This window comes from Pseudomonas sp. GX19020, from assembly GCF_023371075.1.
GTDB lineage: Bacteria > Pseudomonadota > Alphaproteobacteria > Rhodobacterales > Rhodobacteraceae > Pseudogemmobacter.
Genome location: NZ_JAMCCR010000006.1, coordinates 81,833 through 107,480, shown reverse-complemented (window position 1 = coordinate 107,480; position 25,648 = coordinate 81,833). Strand labels below are relative to the sequence as shown.

Here is a 25,648-nt window from a genome sequence, read left to right as displayed (position 1 = left end):
GCGGCATTCATCTGTCTCTAAATATCCCGGGGGTGAGCGGCAGAGCCGCGAGGGGGCTGGCCCCCTCCTTGCTTCTCATACTGAAAGAGCCGCGGCAGGTTTCCCCTCCACGGCGCTTCAGGATCAGATATTAAGGCTGTTCTTATTCGGCTTCATTGGCCGGCGAAGCATTCAGCAGACCGTAGTTCTTGTCGCCCAGCTCTTTGAACAGACCCAGCTGGGTTTCGAGGAAGTCGATATGGCCTTCCTCATCCTGGATCAGCTCGTCAAACAGCGCGCGGCTGACATAGTCGCCGGCTTCGTCGCAATAGCGGCGCGCCTCGATATAGAGGGCGCGGGCGCCGTGCTCGGCGGCAAGGTCCGCCTCGAGGATCTCTTTCACATTCTGGCCGATCCGCAGGCTGTCGAGCTTTTGCAGATTCGGGTGGCCTTCGAGAAAGATGATGCGGGTGATGAACTTATCCGCATGCTGCATCTCTTCAATCGACTCGGCGCGCGCCTTGGCGGCGAGCTTGCCATAGCCCCAGTCGTCGAGCAGGCGGTAATGCAACCAGTACTGGCTTACCGCGGTCAGCTCGGAGCGCAGGCCGGCATTGAGATATTCGATGACTTTCTTGTCGCCCTTCATGGCAAACCCCAATCGTTGCGCGGGCACAGGGCCCGGCTTGCTACGGATGGGCTGAAGGTAAATCGCCCCGGAGCCGCTGTCTATGGGCTGAAGGGCATTTTTTAGAATTATTCTAAATCCGACAAAAACGCCCGGAAAAACCAGGACTTTCTCTCAGCCCAGGCGGCGCGCGCGCATCGGTTTCAGCATCGGAACCGCCGGTCGCGCCGGGTCTCCGGCCACACCAAAGCTCTCGCAGCTGCGCATCGTATCAAGGAAGACCGGCATGCAACCGCCGCAATCCGCCTTCTTGCCAAGCGCGTGATAGACCTTGCCCGGGGTGATGATGGTCGAGCGATCCGCCGCCCGCATCCAGTCCACGGCGGCGCGGATTTCGTGATCCGAGATGCTCATGCAATGACAGACGATCATGGCGGCGGTTCTCTCAGCTTACTGGAAGACGGCGTTGGGGTTGTCGAGGCTGTCGGACCCCTCGAAATCGATCTTTGACAGGCCCAGCACGGAAACCGCGCGTTCGATCGAGGCGGTCTGGGTCACCAGCGCATTGACCGCGCCCATGATCAGTTTCTCGCCCTTCTCATTGCCGGCTTCCAGCATCTGGTCATAGGCGAAGCCTTCCTCGGCCGCGGTCTTGATCGCGTTCAGTGCCGCGACCGAACTGTCCAGTTCGGCCTTCAGCTGGGTATCGACTGCGGTATCTTTTACTGCCACCAGCTCCGACACCGACGGGCCGGTCAGCCTGGTGCCATCAATGCGGGTATATTCGCCGAGATAGACATTCCTGATGCCCAGCCCATCATAATAATGGCTGTTATGGGTATTGTCCGAGAAGCAGTCATGCTCCTCTTCCGGATCCGAAAGCATCAGGCCAAGCTTCATCCGCTCGCCTGCAAGCTCACCGTAAGACAAAGAGCCCATGCCGGTCAGGATCGCCATCAGCCCGGCCGAGGGATCCTGGACAACCGCTTTGCGGGCCTCGCCCTCGGCGCCCCAATTGCCGGTCATCTCTTCGAGATCCGAGACCAGAAGGTCGGAGGCCGCGATCAGATAGGCGGCGCGGCGGTCGCAATTGCCGCCGGTGCAGGCGTCACCCGTGGCATAATCGGTCCAGGGCCGGTTGCCCGCGCCCGGGCCGGTGCCGTTCAGATCCTGACCCCAGAGCAGGAATTCAATCGCATGATAGCCCGAGGCGACATTGGCCTCGATCCCGTCGGCCTCCTGCAACACATCCGCGATCAGCGCGGGCGTGATGGTGGTGGCGTCGATCTCATTCCCCGAAAGGGTGAATTTCGGGTTCGCGATCACATTCAGGGTCGCGAGCGGGTTCTCTTCGCTCTCGCCATAGCTGGCGGCGTCGACATAATCGATCAGACCCTCATCCAGCGGCCAGGCGTTCACCCTGCCTTCCCAGTCATCGACCAGGGCATTGCCAAAGCGGAAGGCCTCGGTCTGCTGATAGGGCACGCGCGCGGCAAGCCAGGCGCTGCGCGCCGCATCCAGCGTTTCCTGCGACGGCTGCGCGACCAGATTGCCCAGTGATTCCCGCAGCACCCGCGCGGTGGCGAGGCTGTCACCATAAGAAGCTTCGGCGATATCGGCATAATGTGCCACCACGCCGGCAGGATCTGCGGCGAGCGCCGGAGCCGCGAGCGTGGTGCTCAGCAAAGCCGCGAGGACAAGGCGGGAATTTTTCACAAGACGCGGATTTTTCAAGACTTAACTCCGGCGGGAAAAGGGGAACCGGCCAACAGGACAGCGCAGGGTGCAACACGAGTTGCCACGCAGAACGAGCGGGCGGACCTGGCAGGGCAACTGAACGAACCGGTCATATGGCCTCGCGGCGGCAAAGGGATGGATTGGAACCATTGCCTGGCTGCCGGAATGGATGACAAGTTTTATCAGAAAAGTAAAGCCGAGAGTTTTAGTTGGTTAGGATCCGCTGGCCGGTCAGCCAGCCTGACGCGACGGCAGCGTGACTGCCAATGCAGCGCTGTCTGGCCCCCGAACCTGCGCCGATCGAGCTTTGTGCAGCCTGCGCTGAGCCCCCTGCCCGCCCCAGGTCAAACGCCCCCTAAAGCTCTGCTGAGATCCCCTCGCCGGCCTCACAGAGACCCCGAAGGTGCAATATGGGACGAAGCGGTCATAGCCCGAGATGAAGCGCTCTGTCCCATGCGAGCGCTTCAAGGAATTCCGTGTCGTGGCTGATGACCAACACCGCACCATCATAAGCAGCCAGCGCGGCCTCCAATGCGGCGATCCCGTCCAGATCGAGGTGATTGGTCGGTTCGTCCAGGATCAGCAACATCGGCGGCGGCGTTGCGCCAAGGGCGCAGGCCAGTCCGGCGCGAAGGCGCTCGCCGCCACTCAATTCACGCGTATAACGCAAGGCGTCCGATGCACGGAACCCAAACCGGGCCAGTGCGGCATGGGCCATATGGCTATCCGCCATGGGATTCAGGTGCAGGAAGTTATCGCGAAGGCTGCGGGCGGGATCGAGCAATCCGACATGCTGATCCAGCAGCGCGAAGGGCACCATCACCTCCGCCCGCCCGCATTGCGGCGTGATCTGGCGGGTGATGATCTTCAGCAGCGTGGTCTTACCGCTGCCATTCGGCCCGGCGATGACGATCCGTTCGGGGCCGGTGACGGTCAGCGACAGATCGCGGATCACAGGATGGGCAGGATCATAGCCGCCGGTCAGGCCATCCAGTGTCAGCACCGTCTTGCCGGGGGCAAGGCCGGTCGGAGGAATGTCCATACGGAGCGGTTGCAGGATTTCGACCTTTTCGCGCGCGGCGGACATTGCCTCACCCGCCGCTTGGCGCCGGGCATCCCGCAGGCGCGCCCCGGCACCACCCGAGGCTTCCGCCCTTCCCCTCGCGAAATCCATCAGTATTTTTGGCTGATCCCCTCTGGCGCGCGCCCGATGCCCGGCACCGTCCTTGCGCGCCTTACGCTCGGCCGCCTGCTGCGCGCGACGCGCAGCATCCGAGAGGGCTTTTTCCGCATCAGCAAGATCACGGGCCGCTGCATTCAGCTCCGCATCCCTGTGCTGTCGGAAGGCGCTGTAATTCCCTCCATATCGGGTTGCCCCAAGCGCGGTCAGTTCGACAATGGCGTCCATTTCTTCCAGAAGTTCGCGATCATGGCTGACGATAATCGCCCCGCCTGTCCATCCCCGGATGAGGTCGATCACTGCCCTGCGCCCATCACGGTCGAGATTGTTGGTCGGTTCATCCAGAACCAGGAAATCCGGCTCTGCAAGGATCAGGGCGGCCAATGCGGCGCGACTGCGCTGTCCACCGGAAAGTGTCGCAAGCGGTGTGTGCGGCGCGGCGGAGAGGCCACAGCGCAAAAGCGCGGCCTCGATCCGGGCTGGCAATGTCCAGTCCGCATCCGCCAGTTCATCGGCCTGCGCAAGCCCCGCCTCGGCCCGAGTGAGCAAATCAAGTGCGGGCCGGATAGCGAACAGGTCGGCTATGGTGTCGTCAGGATGCTCCATCGCCTCCTGTCGCATCATCGCTATGGCACCAGAAATCCGCACCTGACCGGAAGCGGGTGGTAAATCACCAGAAATAAGGCGCAGAAGCGTGCTTTTGCCGGAACCATTGCGGCCAACGACGCCGGTCCGTTCAGGGCCGAAAGCCAGGCTCAGGTCAGAGAAAAGCGGTGTTCCGTCAGGCGTGGACCACGACAGATGGGACAGAAAAACGGATGCGGGCATGGGTCTGAACTTCTCGTAGCGAAACCGGGACGGTGGTGGCGGCGAGGTTCAGACGCATAGGGACAGCTTCTCCGGAAGGAATTTGACTGAGAGGTAGTGCCCGTTCGGCAATTTTACAAGCCAGAGCCAGAGGAGGCTTGGGGCGCAACCTGGCCCGCCTCCCCTTCGGAGCGGGACGCTGCCTGCCACGCAAGCGCGGCTCTCCCCATTGCGCCATCACTGGAACGGGTTTGACGGTGCCGGGGGCGCGCTTTTGCCGGTGATCGCATCGCCGCATTCGAGCAGCGACGTGATCGAGGCTTTCGACCCCGAAAGCGAGTAATTCTGCACATCCTTTCCGTCTTTCGAACGCAGGAACAGCTTGTTGCCCCCCGCGATCTCCATCACGAAACTCACCGCCGCATCACTGTCGGGCAGGTTAAAGCTCACCGAATTCTGCTTGAGACTGGCGGCGGTCAGATCCCAGCCTTCACGCTTGTCGATCTGGACCCGCAGATCTGCGACCTGGCCTTCGGTGCCGAAATCCCAGGAGGTGGAAAAGAACTGCAGCTGGATCATCGCATCCTGAAAGATCCAGATCGCAAAGCTTTCCTTGTCGTCGCCGACAACGGCACGACAGCCGACCTCGCCATCATCCCAGCCATGGATATCCACCTTCCAGTGCTTGTGCTGGAACAGGATCTCGCTGGAATAGGCCAGCGCCGGCACAACCTGAGCCAGCGCAAGCAAAGCGGAAAGCGCGATACCGGAAACACCCCTGGCCAGTTTCATTCTGTGATGTCCTTCAACTGTCGTTCAACTGCCGTTCACAGGGGCGAGAGTGCTGCGAAAGCCGGGAATCATCAAATGAAAACTCCTGTCATAAAGCCGGGCAATCCCGTCAGTCGTCCCATTCCCAGGGGCTGGTAAAGCCGCCCAGCACCGCTTCGACCGCGGCCTGCGTCACGCCGGCCTCTTTGCCGACCCGGGCGACGAGGCCGCGTTTCTTATCCTCGATCACCGAAATGACCCGCACCGCGAGCCCCGCTTTGTCGAGAGCTGCATTGAAGCAGCGGATGATCGCCAGCCTTCGCAGATCGGGTTTAAAGACTTTGCCGACAGCGGTTTTCGGCAATTCCGGCAGGATCTCGATATATTTCGGCACTGCCGCGCGCTCGGAGATATGGCTTTCGGCGTAAGACATCAGCTCAGGCACCGTCACCGAGGCCCCTTTGACCAGTTCGACATAGGCCGCAGGCAGCTCTCCCGCATGCAGATCGGGCTGGCCGATGGCGCCGACAATGGCAACTGCCGGATGGCCGGACAGCGCCTCTTCAATCACTGCCGGGTCGATATTATGGCCGCCGCGAATGATCAGATCCTTGGCGCGGCCGGTGATGAAGAGATAGCCATCCCCGTCGATCCGGCCCAGATCGCCGGTGCGCAGGAACCGGCCTTCGGCGAAGAGATCCTTGTTCTTGTCGTCCTCGGTATAGGTCGAGCCCTCATAGACCCCGGGCGAGCCAACGCAGATCTCGCCGACCTCATCGGTGCCGGCCTCGGTAAAGCCGCCCTCTCCGTCGCGGTTCAGGATCCGAACATGGCTATAGGGAAAGATCAGCCCGACCGAGCCGTTTTTCTTTACCCCTGCCGGTGGGTTCACAGCCACCAGACAGGTGCATTCGGTCAGGCCATACCCCTCGACAATCTCGACCCCGGTTTCCTTTTTGAACCGGTTATACAGCTCTATCGGCAAAGGGGCCGAACCCGAGAACCCGGCGCGCAGGCTTGAGATATCGGCATTGACCGGGCGCTGCATCAGCGCGGCCAGGGCGGTCGGCACGGTGATCAGATAGGTGCAGCGGTAGCGCGCGATCAGCTTCCACAGATTGTCGAAAACGCCCTCGCCCCGGTATCCGGCCGGGGTGGGGAAAACGACCTGCGCGCCAGATGAGATCATCGACATCAGGATCGGATAGACGGCAAATACATGGAACAAGGGCAGCGGACACATGACCACATCGGTCTCGCGGAACAAAAGCGTGCCGCCGATCCAGCCGTTATAGATCATTCCCGAGACTTTGTGCTGCGCGACCTTGGGCATGCCCGTGGTGCCACCGGTGTGGAAATAGGCAGCAACACGGTCGGCGGGATCATCCTGGAAGGTCAGCCGGTCGCCGGGCTGACGCGCCAGTGCGGTATGGAAGCTTTGCACATCCGCCGTATGTGCGACCGGGTTTTTCGGGCGGACCAGCGGCACGATGAATTTCTTCACCCCGGTCAGATAGGTCAGAAGATCAATTTCCAGCACATGTCTGACATTCGGGGCATGGCGCACGGCCTCGGCCACCTTCTGCGCGATATCGGTCTTGGGAAAGGCGCGCAGCGTCACCACCACCTTTGCCTTTGTCTCGCGCAGGATCGAGGAAATCTGCGACGGCTCCAGCAGCGGGTTGATCGGATTGGCGATCCCCGCAACCATGCCCCCCAGCAGCGTCACTGCCGTCTCAAGCGTATTCGGGAGCACATAGGCCACGACATCCTTCGGCCCGACCCCAAGCGTGCGAAAGAGGTTCGCGGCCCGCGTCACCTGGTCATGCAGCCCGGCCCAGGTCAGGGTTGTGTTTGCCGCCCCGGGATCCGAGAGCAGTTGGTAGCTGATTGCCGGACGCGCGCCATGGGCGGCTTTCACCCGGCTCAGCGCCTCATGGATGGTGCGGGGAACATCGCGGTCCGCCCAGGGCATCTCGGCTTCCAGCGCCCTGAAATCTTCCCTCGTGGCGTAGACGTTCTGCCCTGCACCTGCAGAGCCTGTCGCGGTTCCTGCCATGCCGTTCTCCCCTTCTGCACCCCGTCTCGCGCGCGGCTCATCACAGGAATGTGGCGACGGGGGCGAGGCTTGCCAACCTTTTTCGCCGCTTTTCACCGCAAGGTCAAAGCAACAGCCGGGTCAGGCATGGCGGAATACCCGACCTGTCAGGCCGCCAGCCCGTCGGTGAACTGCAGTTTTGCCAGCCGCGCGTAAAGCCCGCCTTCGCGCACCAATGCGTCATGCGTGCCTTCGGCCACGATCCGGCCGCCCTCGAAGACGAGGATCCGGTCAGCGCTTTTGACGGTGGCAAGGCGATGCGCCACGACCAGCGTGCTGCGCCCTTCCGACAGGCGGCTGAACGCTTTCTGAACCGCATGTTCCGATTCCGAATCCAGCGCGGAAGTCGCCTCATCCAGCAGCAGGACCGGCGCATCGCGCAGGATCGCCCGCGCGATGGAAATGCGCTGGCGCTGGCCGCCTGACAGCATCACGCCGCGTTCGCCCAGACGGCTGTCATAGCCGCCGGGAAGCCCCATGATGAAATCATGCGCCTGCGCGGTGCGGGCCGCAGCCTCGACCTCGGCATCGGTCGCATCGGGGCGGCCAAAGCGGATATTGTCGCGCGCCGTCATCGCGAAAATCACCGGATCCTGCGGCACCAGCGCAATTTCACGGCGGAAATCTTCGCGCGAAAGGCTGTCGAGTGCGATCCCGTCCAGCGTGATGCGCCCCGATTGCGGGTCATAGAACCGCTCGATCAGTTGCAGAACCGTGGATTTCCCGGCGCCGGACGGGCCGACCAGCGCCACGGTCTCGCCCGGGTTCACGGTGAAGGACACCCCGTCCAGCGCCAGCTGGCCCGGGCGTGTCGGATAGGAGAAACCGACATTGTCAAAGGCAATCGCGCCTTTCACCGGGCGCGGCAGCAAAGCCGGGCGCGCAGGATCACGGATCTCGTCTTCGGTGTTCAAAAGCTCGACCAGCCGTTCGGTCGCGCCGGCAGCGCGCTGCAATTCGCCCCAGATCTCGGACAAAGACCCGACCGAACCCGCCACAAGCACCGCATAGATAACGAACTGGATCAGCTCTCCGACACTCATAGCGCCGCCACGCACATCGCGCGCGCCGATCCACAACACGCCGACAATCCCTGCGAACACAAGGAAGATCACGATCACCGTCATCACCGCGCGGGTGCCGATGCGGGTCTTTGCCGAAATGAAGCTCTCTTCCGTCACCCGGGCAAATCTGGCGCGGGTCGCCTCTTCATGGGTAAAGGCCTGCACGGTCTGGATGGCCCCAAGCGCCTCAGACGCCATGCCCGAGCTTTCCGCGATCCAGTCCTGGTTCTCGCGCGAAAGACGCCGCAGACGCCGCCCCATCACCACAATCGGTACCACCACGGCGGGCACGATCAGCAAGACCAGCCCGGTAAGCTTGGCCGAAGTCAGCAGCAGCATCACCATGCCGCCGATCAGCATCAGCAGATTGCGCAGCGCGACCGAAACCGAAGAACCGATCACCGACAGGATCAGCGTGGTATCGGTGGTGATGCGCGAGACCACCTCGCCGGTCATGGTCTTCTCGAAGAACGACGGCGAAAGGCAGGTCACCCGGGCGAACACCGCCTTGCGGATATCTGCGACGACCCGCTCTCCCAGCCGGGTCACAACGTAATAGCGCAGCCCCGTCCCCAAAGCGAGCAGCGCCGCGATCAGCAGAAAGGCCGAGAAATAGGTATCCAGAAGTTCGAGATGATTGCCAAAGCCATCAACCACCCGGCGCACCGCCAGCGGCAGCACAAGCGTCACCCCCGCCGTCAGCACCAGCGCAAACAGCGCCAGCAGCAGCATAAGACGGTAAGGCCGCAGGAAAGGTCGCAAGCCCCCAAGCGCCGAGACCTTGCGCGACGCACGCTCCTCGCCATTGGCGGCCGGACTGCTTGCGGCCGCGCGGGCATTTGCTGGCTTACGGGCCATGGGGGCTCCTGTGGCTGGTCGGGCGGTTTCAGGCCGGTATCCCCGGTTCCCGGGGTGGGCGCAAACCGCCCCGGCTGGGGTTTAGGCAAGGAGAGCGATGAAATAATGGCGACAGGTGTAGCAACGGTCTGGGGGGATTTACGGCTGAACCCCCCGCGCGGCAAGCGGCGTGATGCCGCGCCTGCGGTTTTTGCGCGGCCCCGGGGCCGTGAAAGCCCGGCATTCCCGGACAAACCGGGGCCAGCCCCCCTTCCCCCTTCGCCCCGCAGCGGGCAATCTGAGCCGAGGCCACCAGCCTCCACCGCCCAATATCCCTGCCCCATCCGCAGCCAATGCAGACCCAGGAAGGAGATGCCATGCCAGACCAGAACAGGCTCAGTGCCGAAGACCAGATGGGCGAGACCCTGTTCTTCACCAGCCCCGACGGCACCCGGCTGGCCTATTGCCTGGACGGGGCAGAGGATGGCCTGCCGGTCCTGTGCCTCGCCGGTCTGACCCGCACGAAAGAGGATTTCATCCCCGCGCTGCCAGCCCTGGGCAGCTGCCGCGTGATCCGGATGGATTACCGCGGCCGCGGCGAGAGCGATTTCACCGGCGCCGCGACCTATACCATCGCGCAGGAGGGCGCCGATGCGCTGGCGCTGCTGGATCATCTGGGGGTCGGGCGCGCGGCGCTCCTTGGCACCTCGCGCGGCGGGCTGATCGGCATGGTGCTGGCCCAGCTGGCACGGGAGCGGCTGATCGGGCTTTGCCTCAACGATATCGGCCCCGAAATCGCCCCCGCAGGGCTGTCAGGCATCGCTGCCCGTATCGGCCGTACCCCCCAGGCCCGCAGCCTTGCCGAAGTGGCGCTGCAAATGGCCGCCAACAGCCCGGGCTTTACCGGGCTCAGCGCTACGGACTGGCTCGCTCATGCGGCGCGGCTGTTTATCGAGGTGCCCGGCGGGCTGGCCCTGCGCTACGACCCGGCCCTGCGCGATGCCTTTCTTTCGGGCTATGACCCGACACGGCCGCTCCCTGATCTCTGGCCGCAATGGGAGGCAAGCCGGGGACTGCCGGTTGCACTTATCCGGGGCGCGAATTCCGACCTGCTTTCATCTGCGACGGTCGCGCAGATGCTCCGGATCCGGCCAGATCTTGCTGTCACCGAAATCCCCGGGCGCGGCCATGTTCCTTTTCTTGACGAACCAGAGGCGCTTGCCGCATTGACCGCCTGGATCGGAGCCCTTGCATGAACATCACCATGATCGAAGCCGCCGCTGCACGTCTGCGGGGAAATGTGCTGCGCACGCCGCTGCTGAATGCACCGCTGCTGGACCGGATCGCCGGCCGGCAAGTGTTTGTGAAAGCGGAATCGCTCCAGGTCACCGGCAGTTTCAAGGCGCGCGGCGGCTGGGCGGCGGTCTCGGCATTGCCGCCGGGTACGCCGGGCGTGATCGCGATGTCTTCGGGCAATCACGCCCAGGGCGTGGCGCGCGCGGCCTCGGGCCATGGCATCGCGAGCGTGATCCTGATGCCTCAGGACGCGCCGCAGGTGAAGATCGCCAATACCCGCGCCTGGGGCGGCGAGGTCGTGCTTTATAACCGCGCGACCGAGGATCGCGAGGCCATCGCCACCCGGATCGCGACAGAGCGCGGCTATGCCCTGATCCCGCCTTATGACCATGCCGAGGTGATCGCAGGTCAGGGTACGGTCGGGCTGGAGATCGCGGAACAGGCGCAGGAGGCCGGACTGGCCCGCGCCGATGTGCTGGTGCCCTGCGGCGGCGGCGGGCTATCCTCAGGGGTTGCGCTGGCTTTGGAGGCACGCGCGCCCGGACTGCGCCTGCGCACCGCCGAGCCCCAGGGCTTTGACGATATGGCGCGCTCGCTTGCCGCCGGCGAACGACTGCGCAACCCTGCCCTGACCGGATCGGTCTGTGATGCGATCCTGACGCCCATACCCGGAAAGATGACCTTCCCCCTGCTCTCTGCCCTGGCCGGTCCGGGGCTTGTGGTCAGTGATTCCGAGGCGCTGGAGGCCGTGACACTCGCCTTCCGCCATCTGCGTCTGGTGCTGGAGCCCGGCGGCGCAGTGGCGCTTGCGGCAGCGCTCTTCCGCCCTGATCTGCCTGATCAGGTGATCTGCATCGCTTCGGGTGGCAATGTCTCGGAAGATCTGTTCCGCGATTGCCTCACAAAGAACCCCTGACAAGATCCAACATTTCCTGCCCCTGACTGCCGGATTTCCGGCAAATAATTACAGATTTCGAACATGCCCCTCATCTATCTGCCCGATCTGCGTCTCAATGCCAGCCTCACCGGCCCCGAAGATGGCCCCCCCCTGGTGCTGCTCCACGCGCTTGGCCTCAGCCATGAGATCTGGCAACCGCTGATCGACCACCTGCCCCGGCACCGCATTCTCAGTTTCGATCTGCGCGGCCATGGCGCCAGCGACTGCCCGCCCGCGCCCTATAAGATGGGAGCGCTGATCCAGGACACGGAACGGCTGATCGGACATTTCGGCCTGAAAGACTGCGTGGTGATCGGCCTTTCGATCGGGGGGCTGATCGCCCAGGGCCTGGCGGTAAAACGGCTCGATCTCGTGCGGGGCCTTGTGCTGTCGAACACCGCCGCCCGTATTGGCATCGCTTCGCAATGGCAGGATCGTATCGCGCTGGTGCGCCGCGCAGGGCTCGCCGCCCTGCATGACGCCACGATGGAGCGCTGGCTGGGCCGCAACTGGCGTGAAAGCCCGGCGCTTGCCGGTCTCAGCGCCCGTTTCCTCGCTACATCCCCTGAGGGCTGGGCCGGCTGCGCCAGCGCCATTGCCGGCACCGATTTCTACGAGACCACCGCGACGCTGCGGCTCCCGACCCTGGTGATCGCCGGCAGCCATGATGGCTCCACCCCCGTTGATCTGGTGCGCGAGACCGCCGATCTGATCCCCGGCCACCAGTTCCGTCTGATCCGGGGCGCCGGCCATATTCCCCTGGCCGAAAAGCCCGATGACTATGCCGAGGCGATCCGCGATTTCCTGACCCGGATCGGGCATGGCTGACTTTCTGCTGGTCCACGGCTCGGGCTTTGGTGCCTGGTGCTGGCCCTGGCTGACCGAAGCCCTGACCGGGTATGGCCACAGCGCCCGCGCAATCGACCTGCCGCGCGGCCCCGGGATCAGCCTCAAAGACCAGGCGCGGGCGATCTGCGACAGCCTCACCGGCCCCACTTTGCTCGTCGGCCACTCCGCCGGTGGCTTTCCGATCACCGCCGCTGCCGAAACCGATCCGGAAAAAATCCAGGCCCTGATCTGGCTCTGCGGCTATATCCCCGGGAACGGCAGTTCCGTCGCCTCACGCCGCCGCAGCCAGAGCGAACAACCGCTGCGCGCCGCCCTGAAAACCGACCGCGCCAGCGGCAGCTACAGCTTCGCCCCCGAAAGCCTGACGCCCCTGTTCTTCCACGACTGCCCACCTGAGACCCGGGCCCTCGCCGCCCGCCAAATGGCGCCCGAATCCATTGCACCGCAGGAAACCCCGCTCCGTCTTACCGCACGTTCACAGAACCTGCCGCGCTTCGCCATCACCTGCGAAAACGACCGCGCCATCCCTCCCGCCTTCCAGCACGCCATGGCCGGTGCTGTCCCGCCCGGTCACCGCTTCTCCCTTGCCTGCGGGCACGCCCCCTTCTTCGCCAGGCCGCAAGAGACCGCCGCCCTGCTGCACCGGATCACCGGCCTCATCCCCTGATCCCGACTCCGCCACGTCGAAAATCACCCTGGCCCCTGAAGAAATCCCTGCTACCTTCCTTATGACCCAAATACTCCACGGGGGCCCGGGAGAGTAAAAGCCCGGCGCTCCCCAACCAGGAGACGCCCGTCATGATCCTGCAGGACCTTGAAATTTTCGTCGTTGCCCCACCCGCCCCCGGCTGGGGTGGCCGTTACTGGATCTTCCCGAAACTCACCACGCGCTGCGGCATCACCGGATATGGCGAATGCTACGCCTCAAGCGTCGGCCCCAAAGCGATGCGGGCCGTCATCGAAGACGTCTTCACCCGCCATATGCAGGGCGAAAACCCCGAAAACATCGAACTCATGTATCGAAGGGTCTATTCCTCCGGCTTTACGCAGCGCCCTGATCTCACCGTGATGGGGGCTTTTTCCGGGCTTGAGATCGCCTGCTGGGACATTATCGGCAAGGCGCGCAACCGCCCGGTCTGGGCGCTGAATGGCGGGCGGATGAATGACCGACTGCGCTCCTACACCTATCTCTACCCCGAGCCCGGCCAGGACCCGACCGAATTCTGGGCCAGCCCCGACCAGCAGGCCGAGGCGGCGCTTCGCTATGTCGATCAGGGCTTTACGGCGCTGAAATTCGACCCCGCCGGCCCCTATACGATCCGGGGCGGGCATCAGCCCGCTCTGTCCGACATCGCGCGCTCGGTCGCCTTTTGCAAAACCATCCGCGAAGCGGTCGGCGACCGCGCCGATCTGCTGTTCGGCACCCATGGCCAGTTCACCACCGAAGGCGCCATCCGGCTTGGCCGCGAGCTCGAGCCATGGAACCCGCTCTGGTATGAGGAACCGATCCCGCCCGACAATCTTCTGGAATTCGCCGAGGTCGCGAAACAGGTCCGCATTCCACTTGCAACCGGCGAGCGGCTGACCACCAAGACCGAATTCGCCACGCTTTTGCGGGCGGGCGGTGTGCGGATCCTGCAACCCGCACTTGGCCGGCTTGGCGGTATTTCCGAAGGCCGCAAACTCGCCGCCATTGCCGAGGTCTATAATGCCGAAATCGCGCCGCATCTCTATGCAGGGCCGGTGGAATGGGCGGCGAATATCCATCTTGGGGTCACGATCCCCAATCTTTTGCTGGTTGAGACCATCGAGACCGGCGGCGCCTTCCATCAGCGCCTGATCAAAAACACGATCCGCTGGGAAAATGGCTATATCCTGCCCCCCGAAGGCCCCGGGCTCGGCATTGATTTCGACGAGGATCTCGCCCGCGCCCATCCCTATAACGGCGACAAACTGCATCTCCAGATGCAGGAGGCGCCCTGTTCCTATCAGGCCGAGAACCGGTTCGAAGGTGGCGCGCCCTCCGAGGTTTAGCCTGCCTTCGCAACGGCTTAGCCGCTGTTTTTGCGCAAGCTTACAGATTTTTACATTTCCCCTCTTGCGCCCCGGCGCAGGCGGGGTTAGATCACCGCCATCCGGACCGGTTGCGGGCGTAGCTCAGGGGTAGAGCATAACCTTGCCAAGGTTAGGGTCGGGCGTTCGAATCGCCTCGCCCGCTCCAGTCCAGGATCATCCTTTAAGATGTGATGTGAAAAAGCGGCCACAGGCCGCTGTTTTCATTTGCATATCCTCACAATGTCGGCCTGCCGCACCGGTCATCTGCAAGCGCCGTTGCTGATGCGCCGTTCAAAGCGCATCAGCCTGTAAGCTCTCCCTCTCAGCGATGGTCGATGCGCCGGGCCAGCGCATCTCTCTCAACGATGGTCGATGCGCCGTGCCAGCGCATCTCCGGCCCATTGCATGATCGACACCATCACGATCAGGATGATCACGACTGCGACCATAATCACCGTCTCAAAGCGCTGATAACCATAGCGGATCGCAATATCGCCGAGCCCGCCGGCCCCGACCGCCCCCGCCATTGCAGAGGCGCCGATCAGCGTCACCATGGTCACGGTAAAGCCCGAAACGATGCCAGGCAAAGCCTCGGGGATCAGCACATCGCGCAGGATCGTCATCCGGGTCGCGCCCATCGCGCGGGCCGCATCGATCAAAGCGCGGTCGACCTCGCGCAGCGATACCTCGGCCACCCGGGCGAAATAGGGCGCCGCCGCCAGCGTCAGCGGCACAATCGCCGCGCCGATCCCGATGGCCGTGCCCACGATCAGCCGCGTCAGCGGAATCGCCGCCACCAGCAGGATGATGAAGGGCACCGACCGCAGCGCATTCACCAGCCAGCCAAGGCTCCGGTTAATCAGCAGGTTCTGAAAGATACCGCCTTTGTCGGTCGTCACGAGGATCAGTGCCAGCGGCAGGCCGATCACAAAAGACAGCGCGCCGGAAACGCCGGTCATCACCACCGTCTCCCACATCCCCTTGACCAGCAGGTCGAACATCGGCCGCGTCATCGCCCAGCCCAGCAGCGTATCAAACATTTGCGGGGACATAGCCGAGCACCTCGATTGCGGTCGTTTCCGGTTTCAGCTTTGCCACCACCGCAGCCAGCTTGTCCTTGTCAGCGGTCCCGAGTGCCAGAAAAAGCCTGCCATAAGGCTCGCCCTGAACATCATTCAACCCGCCATGCAGCAGCCGCGCGGGCTGCCCCGTGATCGCCTCGACCCCGGCCAGAAGCGGGCGGCGGGCATCGGGCCCGTAGACATCAACGCGGATCAGCGCCTGATCCCCTTCGGGCGCGATCTGCGCCAGCAGATCCGCCGGCAAGACCGGCGAGAGGCCGCGCAAAAGGCTGCGGGTGGTGTCGGTCTGAGGACTGGCAAGCACCTTCGCCACCGGGCCTTCCTCGACGATACGTCCCGCATCCAGCACGAGGACACGATGGGCGATCTGGCGCACCACCTCCATCTCATGGGTGATCATCAGGATCGTCAGGCCAAGCTGGCGGTTCACATCTTTAAGCAGCGTCAGGATCTGTTGCGTCGTCTCGGGGTCTAGCGCCGAAGTCGCCTCATCCGACAAAAGCAAAAGCGGCTCGGGCGCCAGCGCCCGCGCGATGCCGATCCGCTGCTTCTGCCCGCCCGAAAGCTGCGCCGGATAGGCATTCGCCTTGTCGGCCAGGCCCACAAGATCCAGCAATTCCATAACCCGTTTCATCCGCGCGGCGCGGGCCACGCCGGCGATCTTCAAAGGCAGCGCCACATTCTCGGCGACGGTCTTCGCGGATAACAGATTGAAATGCTGGAAAATCATCCCGATGCGGCGACGCACCGGGTTCAGCGCCTGTTCCGACAGCGTCGAAATATCGGTGCCGTCGATCACAACGCGCCCCGCCTGCGGCCGGTCAAGCCCGTTCAGGCAGCGGATCAGCGTCGATTTTCCCGCGCCAGAGCGCCCGATCAGCCCGACGATCTCGCCCCGCCCCAGCGTCAGTGAAATATCGTCCAGCGCCGGCCGGTCATTGAACCGCCGGACCACATGGTCAAGCTGCACCGCCGGCACTTCCGCGCCCGGCCCTGACCCTGCTCCGGCCACTGTTCCCGCCCCTGCCATCGGCACTGCTCCTTCAATCAGTCAGGGCGCCCGAAGCTGATCCGGGCGCCCTGATGCGTATCGTTTAAACCAATTCTTACCAGGCGGGAACTGCCGCGCCTTTGTAAGCGTCTGCATAAGCCGCTTTGACCGCGTCGGACTGGAAGGCTTCGCGCAGTTTCGCAACCCATTCCGCGTCTTTGTCGGCGGTGCGGATGGCGATGAAGTTGGTATAGGGGTTGTTCACGCCCGATTCCTCGGCGATCCGGTTGTCGAGCAGGTCTGCCTTGGCCGCCCAGTCGGTATTGACCACTGCCGCGTCAAGGTCATCAATCGCGCGCCCGACCACACCGGCATCCAGCTCGCGCAGGTCAAGGTTTTTCGGGTTCTCGGTCACGTCGATCACGGTCGCCAGAATACCGGCCTCCGGGTTGACCTTGATGAGGCCCAGCTGCTCCAGCACCTTGAGCGCGCGGCCGCCATTCGACGGATCATTCGGCACGCCGATCACGGCACCGTCCGGCAGTTCTGCCAGCGAGGCATGTTTCTTCGAATAGACGCCGATCGGGAAGATCGCGGTGTCGATCTCCGGGATGATCTCATAGCCATGCGCGGCGATCTGCGCTTCGAGATAGGGCAGATGCTGGAAGGCATTCGCGTCGATCTCATTGCGGGCCAGCGCCTCGTTCGGCTGGGTGTAATCATTGAAGATCACGGTCGAGACATCAAGGCCCAGCGGCTTCGCCTGTTCCGCGACCACGGCCCAGACTGCTTCATCCTCGCCCCCCATGATCCCGACCTTCAGCGCGGCATTGTCAGCGAAAGCCGCCGGAGACAGCGCGGGGGACATGAGGGCGGCAGCGGCAAGCGTAAGGGCCGCACGGCGGGACAGGGAAAAGAACGACATGGGGTCAGCCTTCAGAAAATGAAACACGGCGCGAAAAGCCCGCCGCGAGCTGAACGGAATATCATTCCTGCGGCAAAAAGGTGCAAGCCCCGCGAAGAGAACATTGTTTTGATCTTAGCGGCATTGGCAAGACAGAGTTGTCGCTTTCCCGCTTACCGCAGGAGTTTTCGTCAGCCCACAATTTTACCCGCCGAAGGCCCGCGCGAATCCCCCTTCCGATGCCTTGGGCCGCGCAATAGGGTCAGCCGGAACCTCCTTCGCATCTCCGGTGTCAGACATGCTCAATCTTCCCGTTCCCCTGGTGACGGTCCTTTTGCTGATCGCCTCGAATATCTTCATGACCTACGCCTGGTATGGCCATCTGAAAGACGGCGCCTCTATGCCGATGTTCAAGGTCATTCTTATCTCCTGGGGCGTCGCCTTCTTTGAATATTGCCTGATGGTTCCGGCGAACCGCATTGGCTACACCTATTTCAACGCAGCCCAGCTCAAGACCATCCAGGAGGTGATCACCCTCGCGGTTTTTGCGGCATTTTCGGTGCTTTATCTCAAGGAATCCCTTGGCTGGAACCATCTGATCGGCTTCAGCCTGATCGCTCTGGGCGCGTTTTTCATTTTCCAGAAATGGTGAAGCTCCGCAGGTAAAACCAGGGTGCAAAGACCGGGCGGTAAAGGAAAAGGGGGCCTCGCGGCCCCCTTTTTTAATCTCTGCGCGGATCAGCGCCCCTGCGACCACCAGCCCTTTTTGCGCGGGCGGTCATCATCGCCATCCGTGTCACCGGCCAGACCGGCATCAGCGACCGGGGCCTCACCCGCATCCGCTACACCGGAAATGACAGGATCTGCCGCAATCCCCGCCGGGACCGGTGCCGGAGAAGCCCCGGCCGGGCCACCTGCGGGCGCCTCAGGCGCGGCTTCCGCCGGTACAGCACCAACCCCTGCATCCACAGCCGCTGCAACGTCAACCACTGCGACTTCAGCCTCATCGGCTTTCTTCGACCGCGAACGGCTGCTTGCGGCTTTCGGCTTCGCCGCTGCGCGGCTGCGCGCGGGCTTCTTCGCGGCGGCCGGTTCAGAAGCGACAGCCTCAGGCGCGGCGTCTTCCCCGATAACCGCTGCGCTGGCTTTCGCCCGGCTGCGGCGCTTTGGTGCCGGGGCGGCGGCAGGAGCTTCCGCCTCAGACGCCACAGCTTCGCCTTCCACGACCGGATCGGTCACAGCAGTTTCAGCGACAACTGTATCAGCCACAGCTTCCACAGTCTCTGCCGCATCGGCCGCCGCTGCAGCAGCCTTTGCCGCCGCAGATTTCGACCGCGACCGCGTCGCCCGCTTCGGTTTTGCCGGTGCTTCGGCTTCTGGCGCCACTGCCTCGCTCACGTCACCCGCTGCAACCTCTGCATCGGTGCCGTCTGCGTCATCCTCATCCGAGCCTTCTTCATCGGACTCGTCGCCCGCTTCAGCGCTCCCCTCGGCGCCCTGACCATCACGACCACCCCGACGACGGCGACGACGACGGCGCTTCTTCTTCCCGCCCCCTTCCCCGCCTTCCGCTGCGGGCTCGGCCCGGGCCGGAGCTGCAACCGCAGCCGCCTCTTCCGCGACCTCTTCTTCCTCTTCCAGGATCTCGTCGACCAGATCCTCGTCTTCCTCTTCGACCAGATCGCCCATCAATCCGGCATGGCCGGAGATGACCTGGCTCGGCTCGGGCAGGCTGCGGGTCGCGGTCTTGAACTTCTCCAGCTCGAAATCGGGCGAGACGAGCGCCGGATCGGCCTCCATCCTGACCGCCATGCCGTAGCGGGTTTCGATCAGCCCGATATGTTCGCGCTTATGGTTGAAGAGGTAGTTAACGATGCCGATCGGCGCCTTCAGCAGCACCTCTTTCGACCGCTTGCGCGTGCCCTCTTCTTCCAGAGCGCGCAGAATGGTCAGCGCCATGCTGTCATCCGAACGGATCAGCCCGGTGCCATGGCAATGCGAGCAGGGCTGCGTGGTCGATTCCAGCATCCCCGGACGCAGGCGCTGGCGCGACATCTCCATCAGGCCAAAGCCCGAGATCCGGCCAACCTGGATCCGCGCACGGTCGGTTTTCAGACGGTCTTTCAGCCGCTTCTCGACCGAGGCGTTGTTGCGACGCTCTTCCATGTCGATGAAGTCGATCACGATCAGCCCGGCCAGATCGCGCAGACGCAGCTGGCGGGCGACCTCGTCACAGGCCTCGAGGTTGGTCTTGAGCGCGGTATCCTCGATGGATCCCTCTTTCGTCGCGCGGCCAGAGTTCACGTCGATGGCGACCAGCGCCTCGGTGATGCCGATGACGATATAGCCGCCGGATTTCAGCTGCACGACCGGGTTGAACATGCCGCCGAGATAGCTTTCGACCTGGAAGCGCGCGAAAAGCGGCATCGGCTCGTTATAGAGCTTCACCTGTTTCGCATGCGCCGGCATGATCATCCGCATGAAGTCTTTGGCGGAACGGTAGCCCGCCTCGCCTTCAACCAGCACCTCGTCGATCTCGCGGCTATAGAGATCGCGGATGGTGCGCTTGATCAGATCGCCTTCCTCATAGATCGCGGCAGGCGCGACCGAGCGCAGCGTCAGATCGCGGATCTGTTCCCAGAGCCGCATCAGATATTCGTAATCGCGCCGGATCTCCGGCTTGGTGCGCTTGGCACCTGCGGTGCGGATGATCAGGCCGGCGCCTTCCGGCACCTCCAGTTCGCCCGCGATTTCCTTCAGCTTCTTGCGGTCGGCGGCCTGGGTGATCTTGCGCGAAATGCCACCGCCACGTGCGGTATTCGGCATCAGGACGCAGTAACGGCCGGCAAGCGAGAGATAGGTGGTCAGCGCCGCGCCTTTATTGCCGCGCTCTTCCTTGACGACCTGGACCAGCATGATCTGCCGGACCTTGACCACTTCCTGGATCTTGTATTTGCGCAGGCGCTGCCGGCGCGGAGCGGCGATCTCTTCCGAGACATCCTCTTCCGCGATGGTTTCGATCTCATCTGCGCTGGCAGCGGCGTGATGGTCATGATCGCCATGATCATGCTCGCTGTGGTCATGATCGTCATGATCATCCCCGGTCGCTTCATCGCTGCGGGCCTCGTCGCCCGCATCATCTGCAACCGCAGCCTCTTCAGCGGCAGCCTCTTCGACCGCGACGGGTTCGGGCGGCGCGACGGCCCCGGTCTCAGTCGCCATCAGATCCTCAGCAACCGCGAGCGTGGAGACGCCCTCATCGCCGTCACCGGCCGAGAGGTCGATCACATCCATCTCGCTGTGCGAGGCCGCAGCCTCACCTGCCAACGGCGCCGAAACGCTGGGATCGGCGGGTGCGCGTTCAGCCCGCGGCGCCGGCTTGCGGCGGCGGGCACGACGATTGTCCTCTTCCTCTTCCTCACGCGCCATAGCGCGCTCTTCGGCGAGGAGCGCCTGGCGGTCCGCAACCGGGATCTGGTAGTAATCCGGGTGGATTTCGGCAAAAGCGAGGAAGCCGTGGCGGTTTCCACCATAATCCACAAAGGCCGCCTGGAGCGAGGGTTCAACCCGCGTCACCTTGGCGAGGTAGATGTTCCCCGCGAGCTGGCGCTTGTTTATTGTTTCAAAGTCAAATTCTTCGACTTTGTTTCCGTCCACCACAACAACCCGGGTCTCCTCGGGATGGGTGGCGTCGATAAGCATCTTCTTAGCCATGTTTTTCCATTGCGCCCCGGTGGCATAAAGACCCCCAGCGGCCCTGAGACAGGGCCGGAGAGCAGATCATACGGTTCGGGGCGGCTTGTCTGAGCGCGGACGGCGGGCGCGAACGGGCTCAGCCGGCCTCTGGGGCCAGTATCGCCAATCGTTACACTGCTCACGCGCCTCATCGCGGTTACGTCCTGGGGGTTCAGGCCCCCACCTTACTGGCCAGACAGGCACTTCACAGGGAAGCGCTGATCCATCTGACAATGTGCACAGCCTTACGGCCGATCCGGCTCCCGGTCATGGGGCGGCGCGTAACGTCGCGCCATGCCCGCGAAGGGGAGAGAATTTCTTTGACCGTTACAAAACGGCCATAGTGGGCAACTTACGATCAAAGCCGACTGAAGAGCAATGAAAATCTCTCGCCCGCCATGTGGCACCTGCCCGAAGAGAGAGGGCGCGGCCCCCGTCTCTTGTACCGGGTGCCTCCCCCGGCGCCCTCAAACCAAGAGGAAATACGCTTCCCCCGTATCCTGACACTTCCACCGGAGGTATGCGCAGAGCAAAGCACGCGGCGCTCAGGTATAATCCGAACGCTGCAGGTTATATTTCGCCATTTTCTCATTCAGCGTGCGGCGCGGCAGGCAAAGCTCTTCCATCACCGCAACGATCGAGCCCTTATGACGGCGCATCGTATTGTCGATCAGCATCCGTTCAAACGCCTCGACATATTCCTTCAGCGGCTTGCCTTCGGTGGTCATCGCCGGGCCGGAGGCCTCGTTATCGGCCATCAGCAAAGATGCAATCGAGCCGGAGCCGCGACGGTTCTGCAAGACCGCGCGTTCCGCGATATTCACCAGCTGGCGCACATTGCCCGGCCAGGGGGCCTGCAACAGCTGCGCGGCCTCCTGCGCCGTGACCTGAGGGGCATCACAGCCATATTCTTCGGAAAACTGCTCCGAAAGCCGGGTGAAGAGCTGAAGGATATCCTCGCCCCGCGCCCGCAAAGGCGGCAATACGATGGTCATCGCGCCCAGCCGGTAGAAGAGATCGGGGCGCAAAGCCTGTTCCAGCGTCAGATCCTGCGCCTGTTGGTTGCGGATCGCGATGATGCGGGTTTCCGGCGGCAGGCCCTGATCATTGATGAAGGTCAGAAGCCGCGCCTGCAGCCCCTGGCTCAGTGCCTCGATATCTTCCAGCAGCAATGTGCCACCCCGCGCCTCTTCGACCAGCGGGATCGCGCCGTCTTCACCCGGGCCGAAGAGCTTGGCGGAAAGCTGATCCTCGGACCAGGCGGCGCAGGAGATCGTCACGAATTTCTTCGACGCGCGCGGCCCAACCGCATGCAGCGCATGGGCGACAAGTGTCTTGCCGGTGCCGGTCTCGCCATCGATCAGAACATGTGAATCCGCCTGACCCAGATCGAGAATGTCTTCGCGCAGCCGCTCCATCGCGGGCGAGGTGCCGACCAGCTTTTGCATGATGGTGGTGCCATCGGCCAGCTCGCGACGCAGCGCCCGGCTGTCCAGCGTCATCCGCCGCGCATGGGTCGCCTTTTTCGCCAGTTCCGTCATCCGGTCCGGGTTGAACGGCTTTTCCAGGAAATCGAAGGCGCCGACCCGCATCGCCTCTACCGCCATCGGCACATCGCCATGCCCGGTGATCATGATCACCGGCAGGCCGGAATCGAGGCTCATCAGTTTCTTGAGAAACGCCATACCATCCATGCCGGGCATCTTGATATCCGATACCACGACGCCGGAAAAATCCGCACCGATGGATTTCAGCGCATCTTCCGCCGAAGGATAGGTCTCGGTGTCAAAGCCCGAGAGCGCCAGCCACTGGCTGATCGAAGCGCGCATATCCGCCTCGTCATCCACGATCGCCACTTTCATCGCGCGTGCCATATTGACCTCATTCTGCTGCTTGTCTTGCGTCGCCAAGGATCGGGAGCTGCATCTCGAAGACTGCGCCTCCCTGCGCCCCATCCTGCGCTTCGCCATTATGGGCGGTCAGCCGGCCGCCCAGATCGGTTACAATCCCGGAAGAGATCGCAAGGCCAAGCCCCACGCCCTCGCCGGGTTTCTTCGTCGTGTAGAAAGGCTCGAACAGGTTATCGAGATCGATGATCCCCGGGCCGTTGTCGCGCACCGTCAGTGTCGCCGTCTCGCCTGCGGCGAGCAGAAGTTCGATCTGCGGATTGGGCACCTCGCGCAGCGCATCAAGCGCATTGCGCAACAGGTTGATGATCACCTGTTCCAGCCGGATCCGGTCTGCCATCACCATGACCGGCTGGCGCGGCATGCCGCGCACGATCTTGACGACGCGGCTTTTCAGCTGCGGCTCCATCATCGCCAGCGCCGAGGAGACACAGGCGCGCAGATCCACCGGCTCGAAAGCCTCGCCGCCTTTGCGGGCATAGGATTTCAGCTGACGGGTGATCGACCCCATCCGGTCGATCAGATCGTCGATCCGCTGGAAGGAAGACAGCGCCTCTTCCGGCCGTTTGCGCTGTAACAACAGCCGCGCGCCCGCGAGATAGGTCTTCATCGCGGCCAGCGGCTGGTTCAGCTCATGGCTGACCGCCGCCGACATCTCGCCCAGAACCGCCAGTTTCGACGATTGCTCCAGCGTCTGCTCGGCAACCTGCAGGTTGGCCTCGACCTTTTCGCGCTCGGCGATCTCGCGTTGCAGCCGCACATTCAGCGCCCGCAGTTCCGCCGATTCGCGGGCCAGCGACCAGGACCGCGACCAGGCCCGCCGTGTCAGGAAATAGAAGGCAATCGACATCAGGATCGCGAAACCCATGATCTCAAGCGCGAGGATACCATTCACCCTTTCGCGAACCTGGGTGTAATCGGTGAAGGTCACGATGCGCCAGCCGCGAAACGGAATACGCGCCTCGGTCTTCATCACCGGATCGCCCTGCATCCATGCATCGGTGCGCGGCCTTGCCCAGTCAGTCGAGGCCTGGATCGCGCGTTCAAGCGCGCTCATGGGTTCGCCGCGCGCCATGGCCTCATTCAGCGGGCGGCCACGCCAGGAGGGCACCGTGGTCAGAATGACCGTACCTTCGGAATTCGTGACCACCACGGCGTCATTCAGCCCCGACCAGGCGCGCTCATATTTCAGCAGATCAACCGAGACGACGATGACGCCAAGGATCTTGCCATCCGAGCGGATCGCCCGGCTGTAGCTGAAATCATAGCCGCCCGATTCGCGTGGAGAAGAGGTAAAGATCGTCTCATTGGTGCGTTGCGCATCAACGAAATACCCTTCCTGACGGAAGTTCGACCCCAGGATATTGCGGTTGGTCGCCCCCACCACGCGGCCATCGATATCGAGAAGCCGGATCGCCGCCACGCCGATTTCCGCCTGAAGCGCGATCAGTTTCGCAGAGGTGCGCGAGAAGTTCCCGTCTTTCAGCGCCGCGATCAGATCCGGGTCGCGCGCCAGCAGCAAAGGCACCACCGAGGTGCGCTGCAATTCCGAGACAAGGTTCCCGGAATAAAGTGCGAGGCGCACATCCGAGCGGTTGCGGTTGGTTTCCGTGAACCGCTCGGTCAGCCAGCGATTCGAGACCAGAACCACACCGATGGCCGCCACAACCAGCGCCAGAATGACAAGCTTTACCCGCCAGGGAAGACCCTGTGGTTTGTCATTCGGCTGTGTGCTCTCGCTGCGAAACATTGCGCTAAAATAGGCGCCGCGCCGGATTGCCTCAAGGCGATGGGGGTCAGGCCAGCGCCAACCCGCCCATGAGCGAGGCGAAAAGCGCTGCGCCGTCTTTCGACCCGTGCAGCGGCTCGAAAGCGCGTTCGGGATGCGGCATCATACCCAGCACGCGGCGGTTCTCCGACAGGACGCCTGCGATGTCGCCCATCGAGCCATTCGGGTTGTCGCCATAGGTAAAGGCAATGCGGTCTTCGGCTTTCAGCGCCGCCAGCGTCGCCTCATCCACAGTGTAATTGCCGTCGTGATGCGCGATCGGCACGCGGATTTCATCGCCTTTTCCGTAATTTGCGGTAAAGGCCGATTGGGTGGTCGCGACCTTCAGCGTGATGGTGCGGCAGATATATTGCAGGCCCTTGTTGCGCATCAGCACACCGGGCAGAAGCCGCATTTCGGTCAGGATCTGGAAACCATTGCAGATGCCGATGGCGTAACCGCCACGCCCGGCATGGGCCCTGACCGCAGCCGAGATCGGCGATTGTGCCGCGATGGCGCCGCAGCGCAGGTAATCCCCGTATGAGAAGCCACCCGGGACGCCGACAATATCGGTGCCCGCCGGAAGATCGCTGTCCTTGTGCCAGACGCGGGTGACATCGAAGCCGGCCTTTTCAAAAGCAACGGCAAGGTCACGGTCGCAATTCGAGCCGGGGAAGGTGATGACGGCGGCTTTCATGGGCGCACTCCGATGGGCACTGGGTTGGCGGCGGTGCCCTTCCTTACTGCGAGCCCGGGCCTTACTGCAAGCCCGCGCCTTACCGGAGGCCCATGCCTTACTGCAAGCCGATGGCCGGTTCCGGCCTCAGGTAAGCGGCTCAGCCCCGCGGGCGCAACCGGCGCTCGAAAACCTCTTGCGAGGGGAAGATCACCGGCAGGCGCCAGGCGGTCAGGATGGATTTCAGGGCAGTCATGTCTTGGCTCCGAAGGATAAAGGCCTCCCCCGTGCAAGATAGCAGTGCGGCGCTGCGGCGAGAACCCTCAGCCCGGCAAAGCCGTTGGTTG

20 protein-coding genes and 1 tRNA gene are annotated in these 25,648 nt (G+C 63.2%); 7 read left to right on the top strand and 14 right to left on the bottom strand.

Annotated features, from left to right (window positions below; all coding sequences use genetic code 11):
• Window positions 1–142: 142 nt before the first annotated feature.
• From bfr to M3484_RS12050, 7 genes are all read right to left on the bottom strand, one after another.
• Entirely contained in the window at window positions 143–628 is a 486-nt protein-coding gene (gene bfr / locus M3484_RS12080) for a bacterioferritin (RefSeq protein ID WP_092898357.1), read from the bottom strand.
• Window positions 629–781: 153 nt separating this feature from the next.
• Window positions 782–1,039, bottom strand: coding sequence for a (2Fe-2S)-binding protein (locus M3484_RS12075; protein WP_249497050.1), 258 nt, complete (start codon window positions 1,037–1,039; stop codon window positions 782–784).
• Window positions 1,040–1,057: 18 nt separating this feature from the next.
• On the bottom strand, window positions 1,058–2,341 hold the full coding sequence (locus M3484_RS12070) for an imelysin family protein (protein WP_249497049.1): 1,284 nt from the start codon (window positions 2,339–2,341) through the stop codon (window positions 1,058–1,060).
• Window positions 2,342–2,768: 427 nt separating this feature from the next.
• Window positions 2,769–4,352, bottom strand: a complete 1,584-nt coding sequence (locus tag M3484_RS12065; RefSeq protein ID WP_249497048.1) for an ABC-F family ATP-binding cassette domain-containing protein — start codon at window positions 4,350–4,352, stop codon at window positions 2,769–2,771.
• Between the two features lie 216 nt (window positions 4,353–4,568).
• Window positions 4,569–5,123, bottom strand: a complete 555-nt coding sequence (locus tag M3484_RS12060; protein WP_092898363.1) for a hypothetical protein — start codon at window positions 5,121–5,123, stop codon at window positions 4,569–4,571.
• 109 nt (window positions 5,124–5,232) lie between these two features.
• Window positions 5,233–7,161: an acyl-CoA synthetase gene (locus M3484_RS12055; protein WP_249497047.1), complete on the bottom strand. Its 1,929-nt coding sequence runs from the start codon at window positions 7,159–7,161 to the stop codon at window positions 5,233–5,235.
• A gap of 146 nt (window positions 7,162–7,307) precedes the next feature.
• Window positions 7,308–9,122: an ABC transporter transmembrane domain-containing protein gene (locus M3484_RS12050; RefSeq protein ID WP_092898367.1), complete on the bottom strand. Its 1,815-nt coding sequence runs from the start codon at window positions 9,120–9,122 to the stop codon at window positions 7,308–7,310.
• A gap of 356 nt (window positions 9,123–9,478) precedes the next feature.
• On the opposite strand from M3484_RS12050, the gene M3484_RS12045 reads away from it, so the two are divergent.
• From M3484_RS12045 to M3484_RS12020, 6 genes are all read left to right on the top strand, one after another.
• Window positions 9,479–10,357: an alpha/beta fold hydrolase gene (locus M3484_RS12045; RefSeq protein ID WP_249497046.1), complete on the top strand. Its 879-nt coding sequence runs from the start codon at window positions 9,479–9,481 to the stop codon at window positions 10,355–10,357.
• Entirely contained in the window at window positions 10,354–11,313 is a 960-nt protein-coding gene (locus tag M3484_RS12040) for a threonine ammonia-lyase (protein ID WP_249497045.1), read from the top strand. The genes M3484_RS12045 and M3484_RS12040 overlap by 4 nt, the downstream gene beginning before the upstream one ends.
• Window positions 11,314–11,376: 63 nt before the next feature.
• Window positions 11,377–12,162, top strand: a complete 786-nt coding sequence (gene pcaD / locus M3484_RS12035) for a 3-oxoadipate enol-lactonase (RefSeq protein ID WP_249497044.1) — start codon at window positions 11,377–11,379, stop codon at window positions 12,160–12,162.
• Window positions 12,155–12,850, top strand: a complete 696-nt coding sequence (locus M3484_RS12030) for an alpha/beta fold hydrolase (protein WP_249497043.1) — start codon at window positions 12,155–12,157, stop codon at window positions 12,848–12,850. Before pcaD ends, M3484_RS12030 begins: the two co-directional genes overlap by 8 nt.
• Window positions 12,851–12,981: 131 nt before the next feature.
• Entirely contained in the window at window positions 12,982–14,217 is a 1,236-nt protein-coding gene (locus tag M3484_RS12025) for a mandelate racemase/muconate lactonizing enzyme family protein (RefSeq protein ID WP_249497042.1), read from the top strand.
• 112 nt (window positions 14,218–14,329) lie between these two features.
• Window positions 14,330–14,404, top strand: a tRNA-Gly gene (locus M3484_RS12020).
• A 193-nt stretch (window positions 14,405–14,597) separates the two neighbouring features.
• Here M3484_RS12020 and M3484_RS12015 read toward each other — a convergent pair.
• The 3 genes from M3484_RS12015 to M3484_RS12005 form a co-directional block, all read right to left on the bottom strand.
• On the bottom strand, window positions 14,598–15,239 hold the full coding sequence (locus tag M3484_RS12015; RefSeq protein WP_283258420.1) for a methionine ABC transporter permease: 642 nt from the start codon (window positions 15,237–15,239) through the stop codon (window positions 14,598–14,600).
• 31 nt (window positions 15,240–15,270) lie between these two features.
• The gene (locus M3484_RS12010; protein WP_249497041.1) at window positions 15,271–16,350 is read right to left on the bottom strand and encodes a methionine ABC transporter ATP-binding protein; all 1,080 of its coding nucleotides are present in this window, start codon (window positions 16,348–16,350) and stop codon (window positions 15,271–15,273) included.
• A 76-nt stretch (window positions 16,351–16,426) separates the two neighbouring features.
• Window positions 16,427–17,236 (bottom strand): MetQ/NlpA family ABC transporter substrate-binding protein, encoded by an 810-nt coding sequence (locus tag M3484_RS12005; protein WP_092901795.1) that lies wholly within the window; start codon window positions 17,234–17,236, stop codon window positions 16,427–16,429.
• A 277-nt stretch (window positions 17,237–17,513) separates the two neighbouring features.
• Here M3484_RS12005 and M3484_RS12000 point away from each other — a divergent pair, with 277 nt between their 5' ends.
• Window positions 17,514–17,867, top strand: coding sequence for a DMT family protein (locus M3484_RS12000; protein ID WP_092898379.1), 354 nt, complete (start codon window positions 17,514–17,516; stop codon window positions 17,865–17,867).
• 86 nt (window positions 17,868–17,953) lie between these two features.
• Here M3484_RS12000 and M3484_RS11995 read toward each other — a convergent pair whose 3' ends face one another.
• The 4 genes from M3484_RS11995 to purQ all read right to left on the bottom strand — a co-directional run bounded on the left by M3484_RS11995 (window position 17,954) and on the right by purQ (window position 25,322).
• The gene (locus M3484_RS11995) at window positions 17,954–20,929 is read right to left on the bottom strand and encodes an Rne/Rng family ribonuclease (protein WP_249497040.1); all 2,976 of its coding nucleotides are present in this window, start codon (window positions 20,927–20,929) and stop codon (window positions 17,954–17,956) included.
• 566 nt (window positions 20,930–21,495) lie between these two features.
• Window positions 21,496–22,824: a sigma-54-dependent transcriptional regulator gene (locus M3484_RS11990; RefSeq protein WP_092901798.1), complete on the bottom strand. Its 1,329-nt coding sequence runs from the start codon at window positions 22,822–22,824 to the stop codon at window positions 21,496–21,498.
• Window positions 22,825–22,831: 7 nt separating this feature from the next.
• On the bottom strand, window positions 22,832–24,607 hold the full coding sequence (locus tag M3484_RS11985; protein WP_092898382.1) for a sensor histidine kinase: 1,776 nt from the start codon (window positions 24,605–24,607) through the stop codon (window positions 22,832–22,834).
• A 46-nt stretch (window positions 24,608–24,653) separates the two neighbouring features.
• Window positions 24,654–25,322 carry a phosphoribosylformylglycinamidine synthase subunit PurQ gene (gene purQ / locus M3484_RS11980; protein WP_092898384.1) on the bottom strand — a complete coding sequence of 223 codons (669 nt, stop codon included), beginning with the start codon at window positions 25,320–25,322 and terminating at the stop codon, window positions 24,654–24,656.
• Window positions 25,323–25,648 lie beyond the last annotated feature (326 nt).

Bases quoted from the DNA above. Each gene is read 5' to 3' on its own strand.
- M3484_RS12060 (WP_092898363.1), bottom strand. From the start codon at position 5,123: ATGAAACTGGCCAGGGGTGTTTCCGGTATCGCGCTTTCCGCTTTGCTT.
- M3484_RS12045 (WP_249497046.1), top strand. From the start codon at position 9,479: ATGCCAGACCAGAACAGGCTCAGTGCCGAAGACCAGATGGGCGAGACC.
- M3484_RS12010 (WP_249497041.1), bottom strand. From the start codon at position 16,350: ATGGCAGGGGCGGGAACAGTGGCCGGAGCAGGGTCAGGGCCGGGCGCG.
- M3484_RS12040 (WP_249497045.1), top strand. From the start codon at position 10,354: ATGAACATCACCATGATCGAAGCCGCCGCTGCACGTCTGCGGGGAAAT.
- M3484_RS11990 (WP_092901798.1), bottom strand. From the start codon at position 22,824: ATGGCACGCGCGATGAAAGTGGCGATCGTGGATGACGAGGCGGATATG.
- M3484_RS12000 (WP_092898379.1), top strand. From the start codon at position 17,514: ATGCTCAATCTTCCCGTTCCCCTGGTGACGGTCCTTTTGCTGATCGCC.
- M3484_RS11985 (WP_092898382.1), bottom strand. From the start codon at position 24,607: ATGTTTCGCAGCGAGAGCACACAGCCGAATGACAAACCACAGGGTCTT.
- M3484_RS12015 (WP_283258420.1), bottom strand. From the start codon at position 15,239: ATGTTCGACCTGCTGGTCAAGGGGATGTGGGAGACGGTGGTGATGACC.
- M3484_RS12055 (WP_249497047.1), bottom strand. From the start codon at position 7,161: ATGGCAGGAACCGCGACAGGCTCTGCAGGTGCAGGGCAGAACGTCTAC.
- M3484_RS12030 (WP_249497043.1), top strand. From the start codon at position 12,155: ATGGCTGACTTTCTGCTGGTCCACGGCTCGGGCTTTGGTGCCTGGTGC.
- M3484_RS11995 (WP_249497040.1), bottom strand. From the start codon at position 20,929: ATGGCTAAGAAGATGCTTATCGACGCCACCCATCCCGAGGAGACCCGG.
- M3484_RS12065 (WP_249497048.1), bottom strand. From the start codon at position 4,352: ATGCCCGCATCCGTTTTTCTGTCCCATCTGTCGTGGTCCACGCCTGAC.
- M3484_RS12025 (WP_249497042.1), top strand. From the start codon at position 12,982: ATGATCCTGCAGGACCTTGAAATTTTCGTCGTTGCCCCACCCGCCCCC.
- bfr (WP_092898357.1), bottom strand. From the start codon at position 628: ATGAAGGGCGACAAGAAAGTCATCGAATATCTCAATGCCGGCCTGCGC.
- purQ (WP_092898384.1), bottom strand. From the start codon at position 25,322: ATGAAAGCCGCCGTCATCACCTTCCCCGGCTCGAATTGCGACCGTGAC.
- M3484_RS12075 (WP_249497050.1), bottom strand. From the start codon at position 1,039: ATGATCGTCTGTCATTGCATGAGCATCTCGGATCACGAAATCCGCGCC.
- M3484_RS12005 (WP_092901795.1), bottom strand. From the start codon at position 17,236: ATGTCGTTCTTTTCCCTGTCCCGCCGTGCGGCCCTTACGCTTGCCGCT.
- M3484_RS12050 (WP_092898367.1), bottom strand. From the start codon at position 9,122: ATGGCCCGTAAGCCAGCAAATGCCCGCGCGGCCGCAAGCAGTCCGGCC.
- pcaD (WP_249497044.1), top strand. From the start codon at position 11,377: ATGCCCCTCATCTATCTGCCCGATCTGCGTCTCAATGCCAGCCTCACC.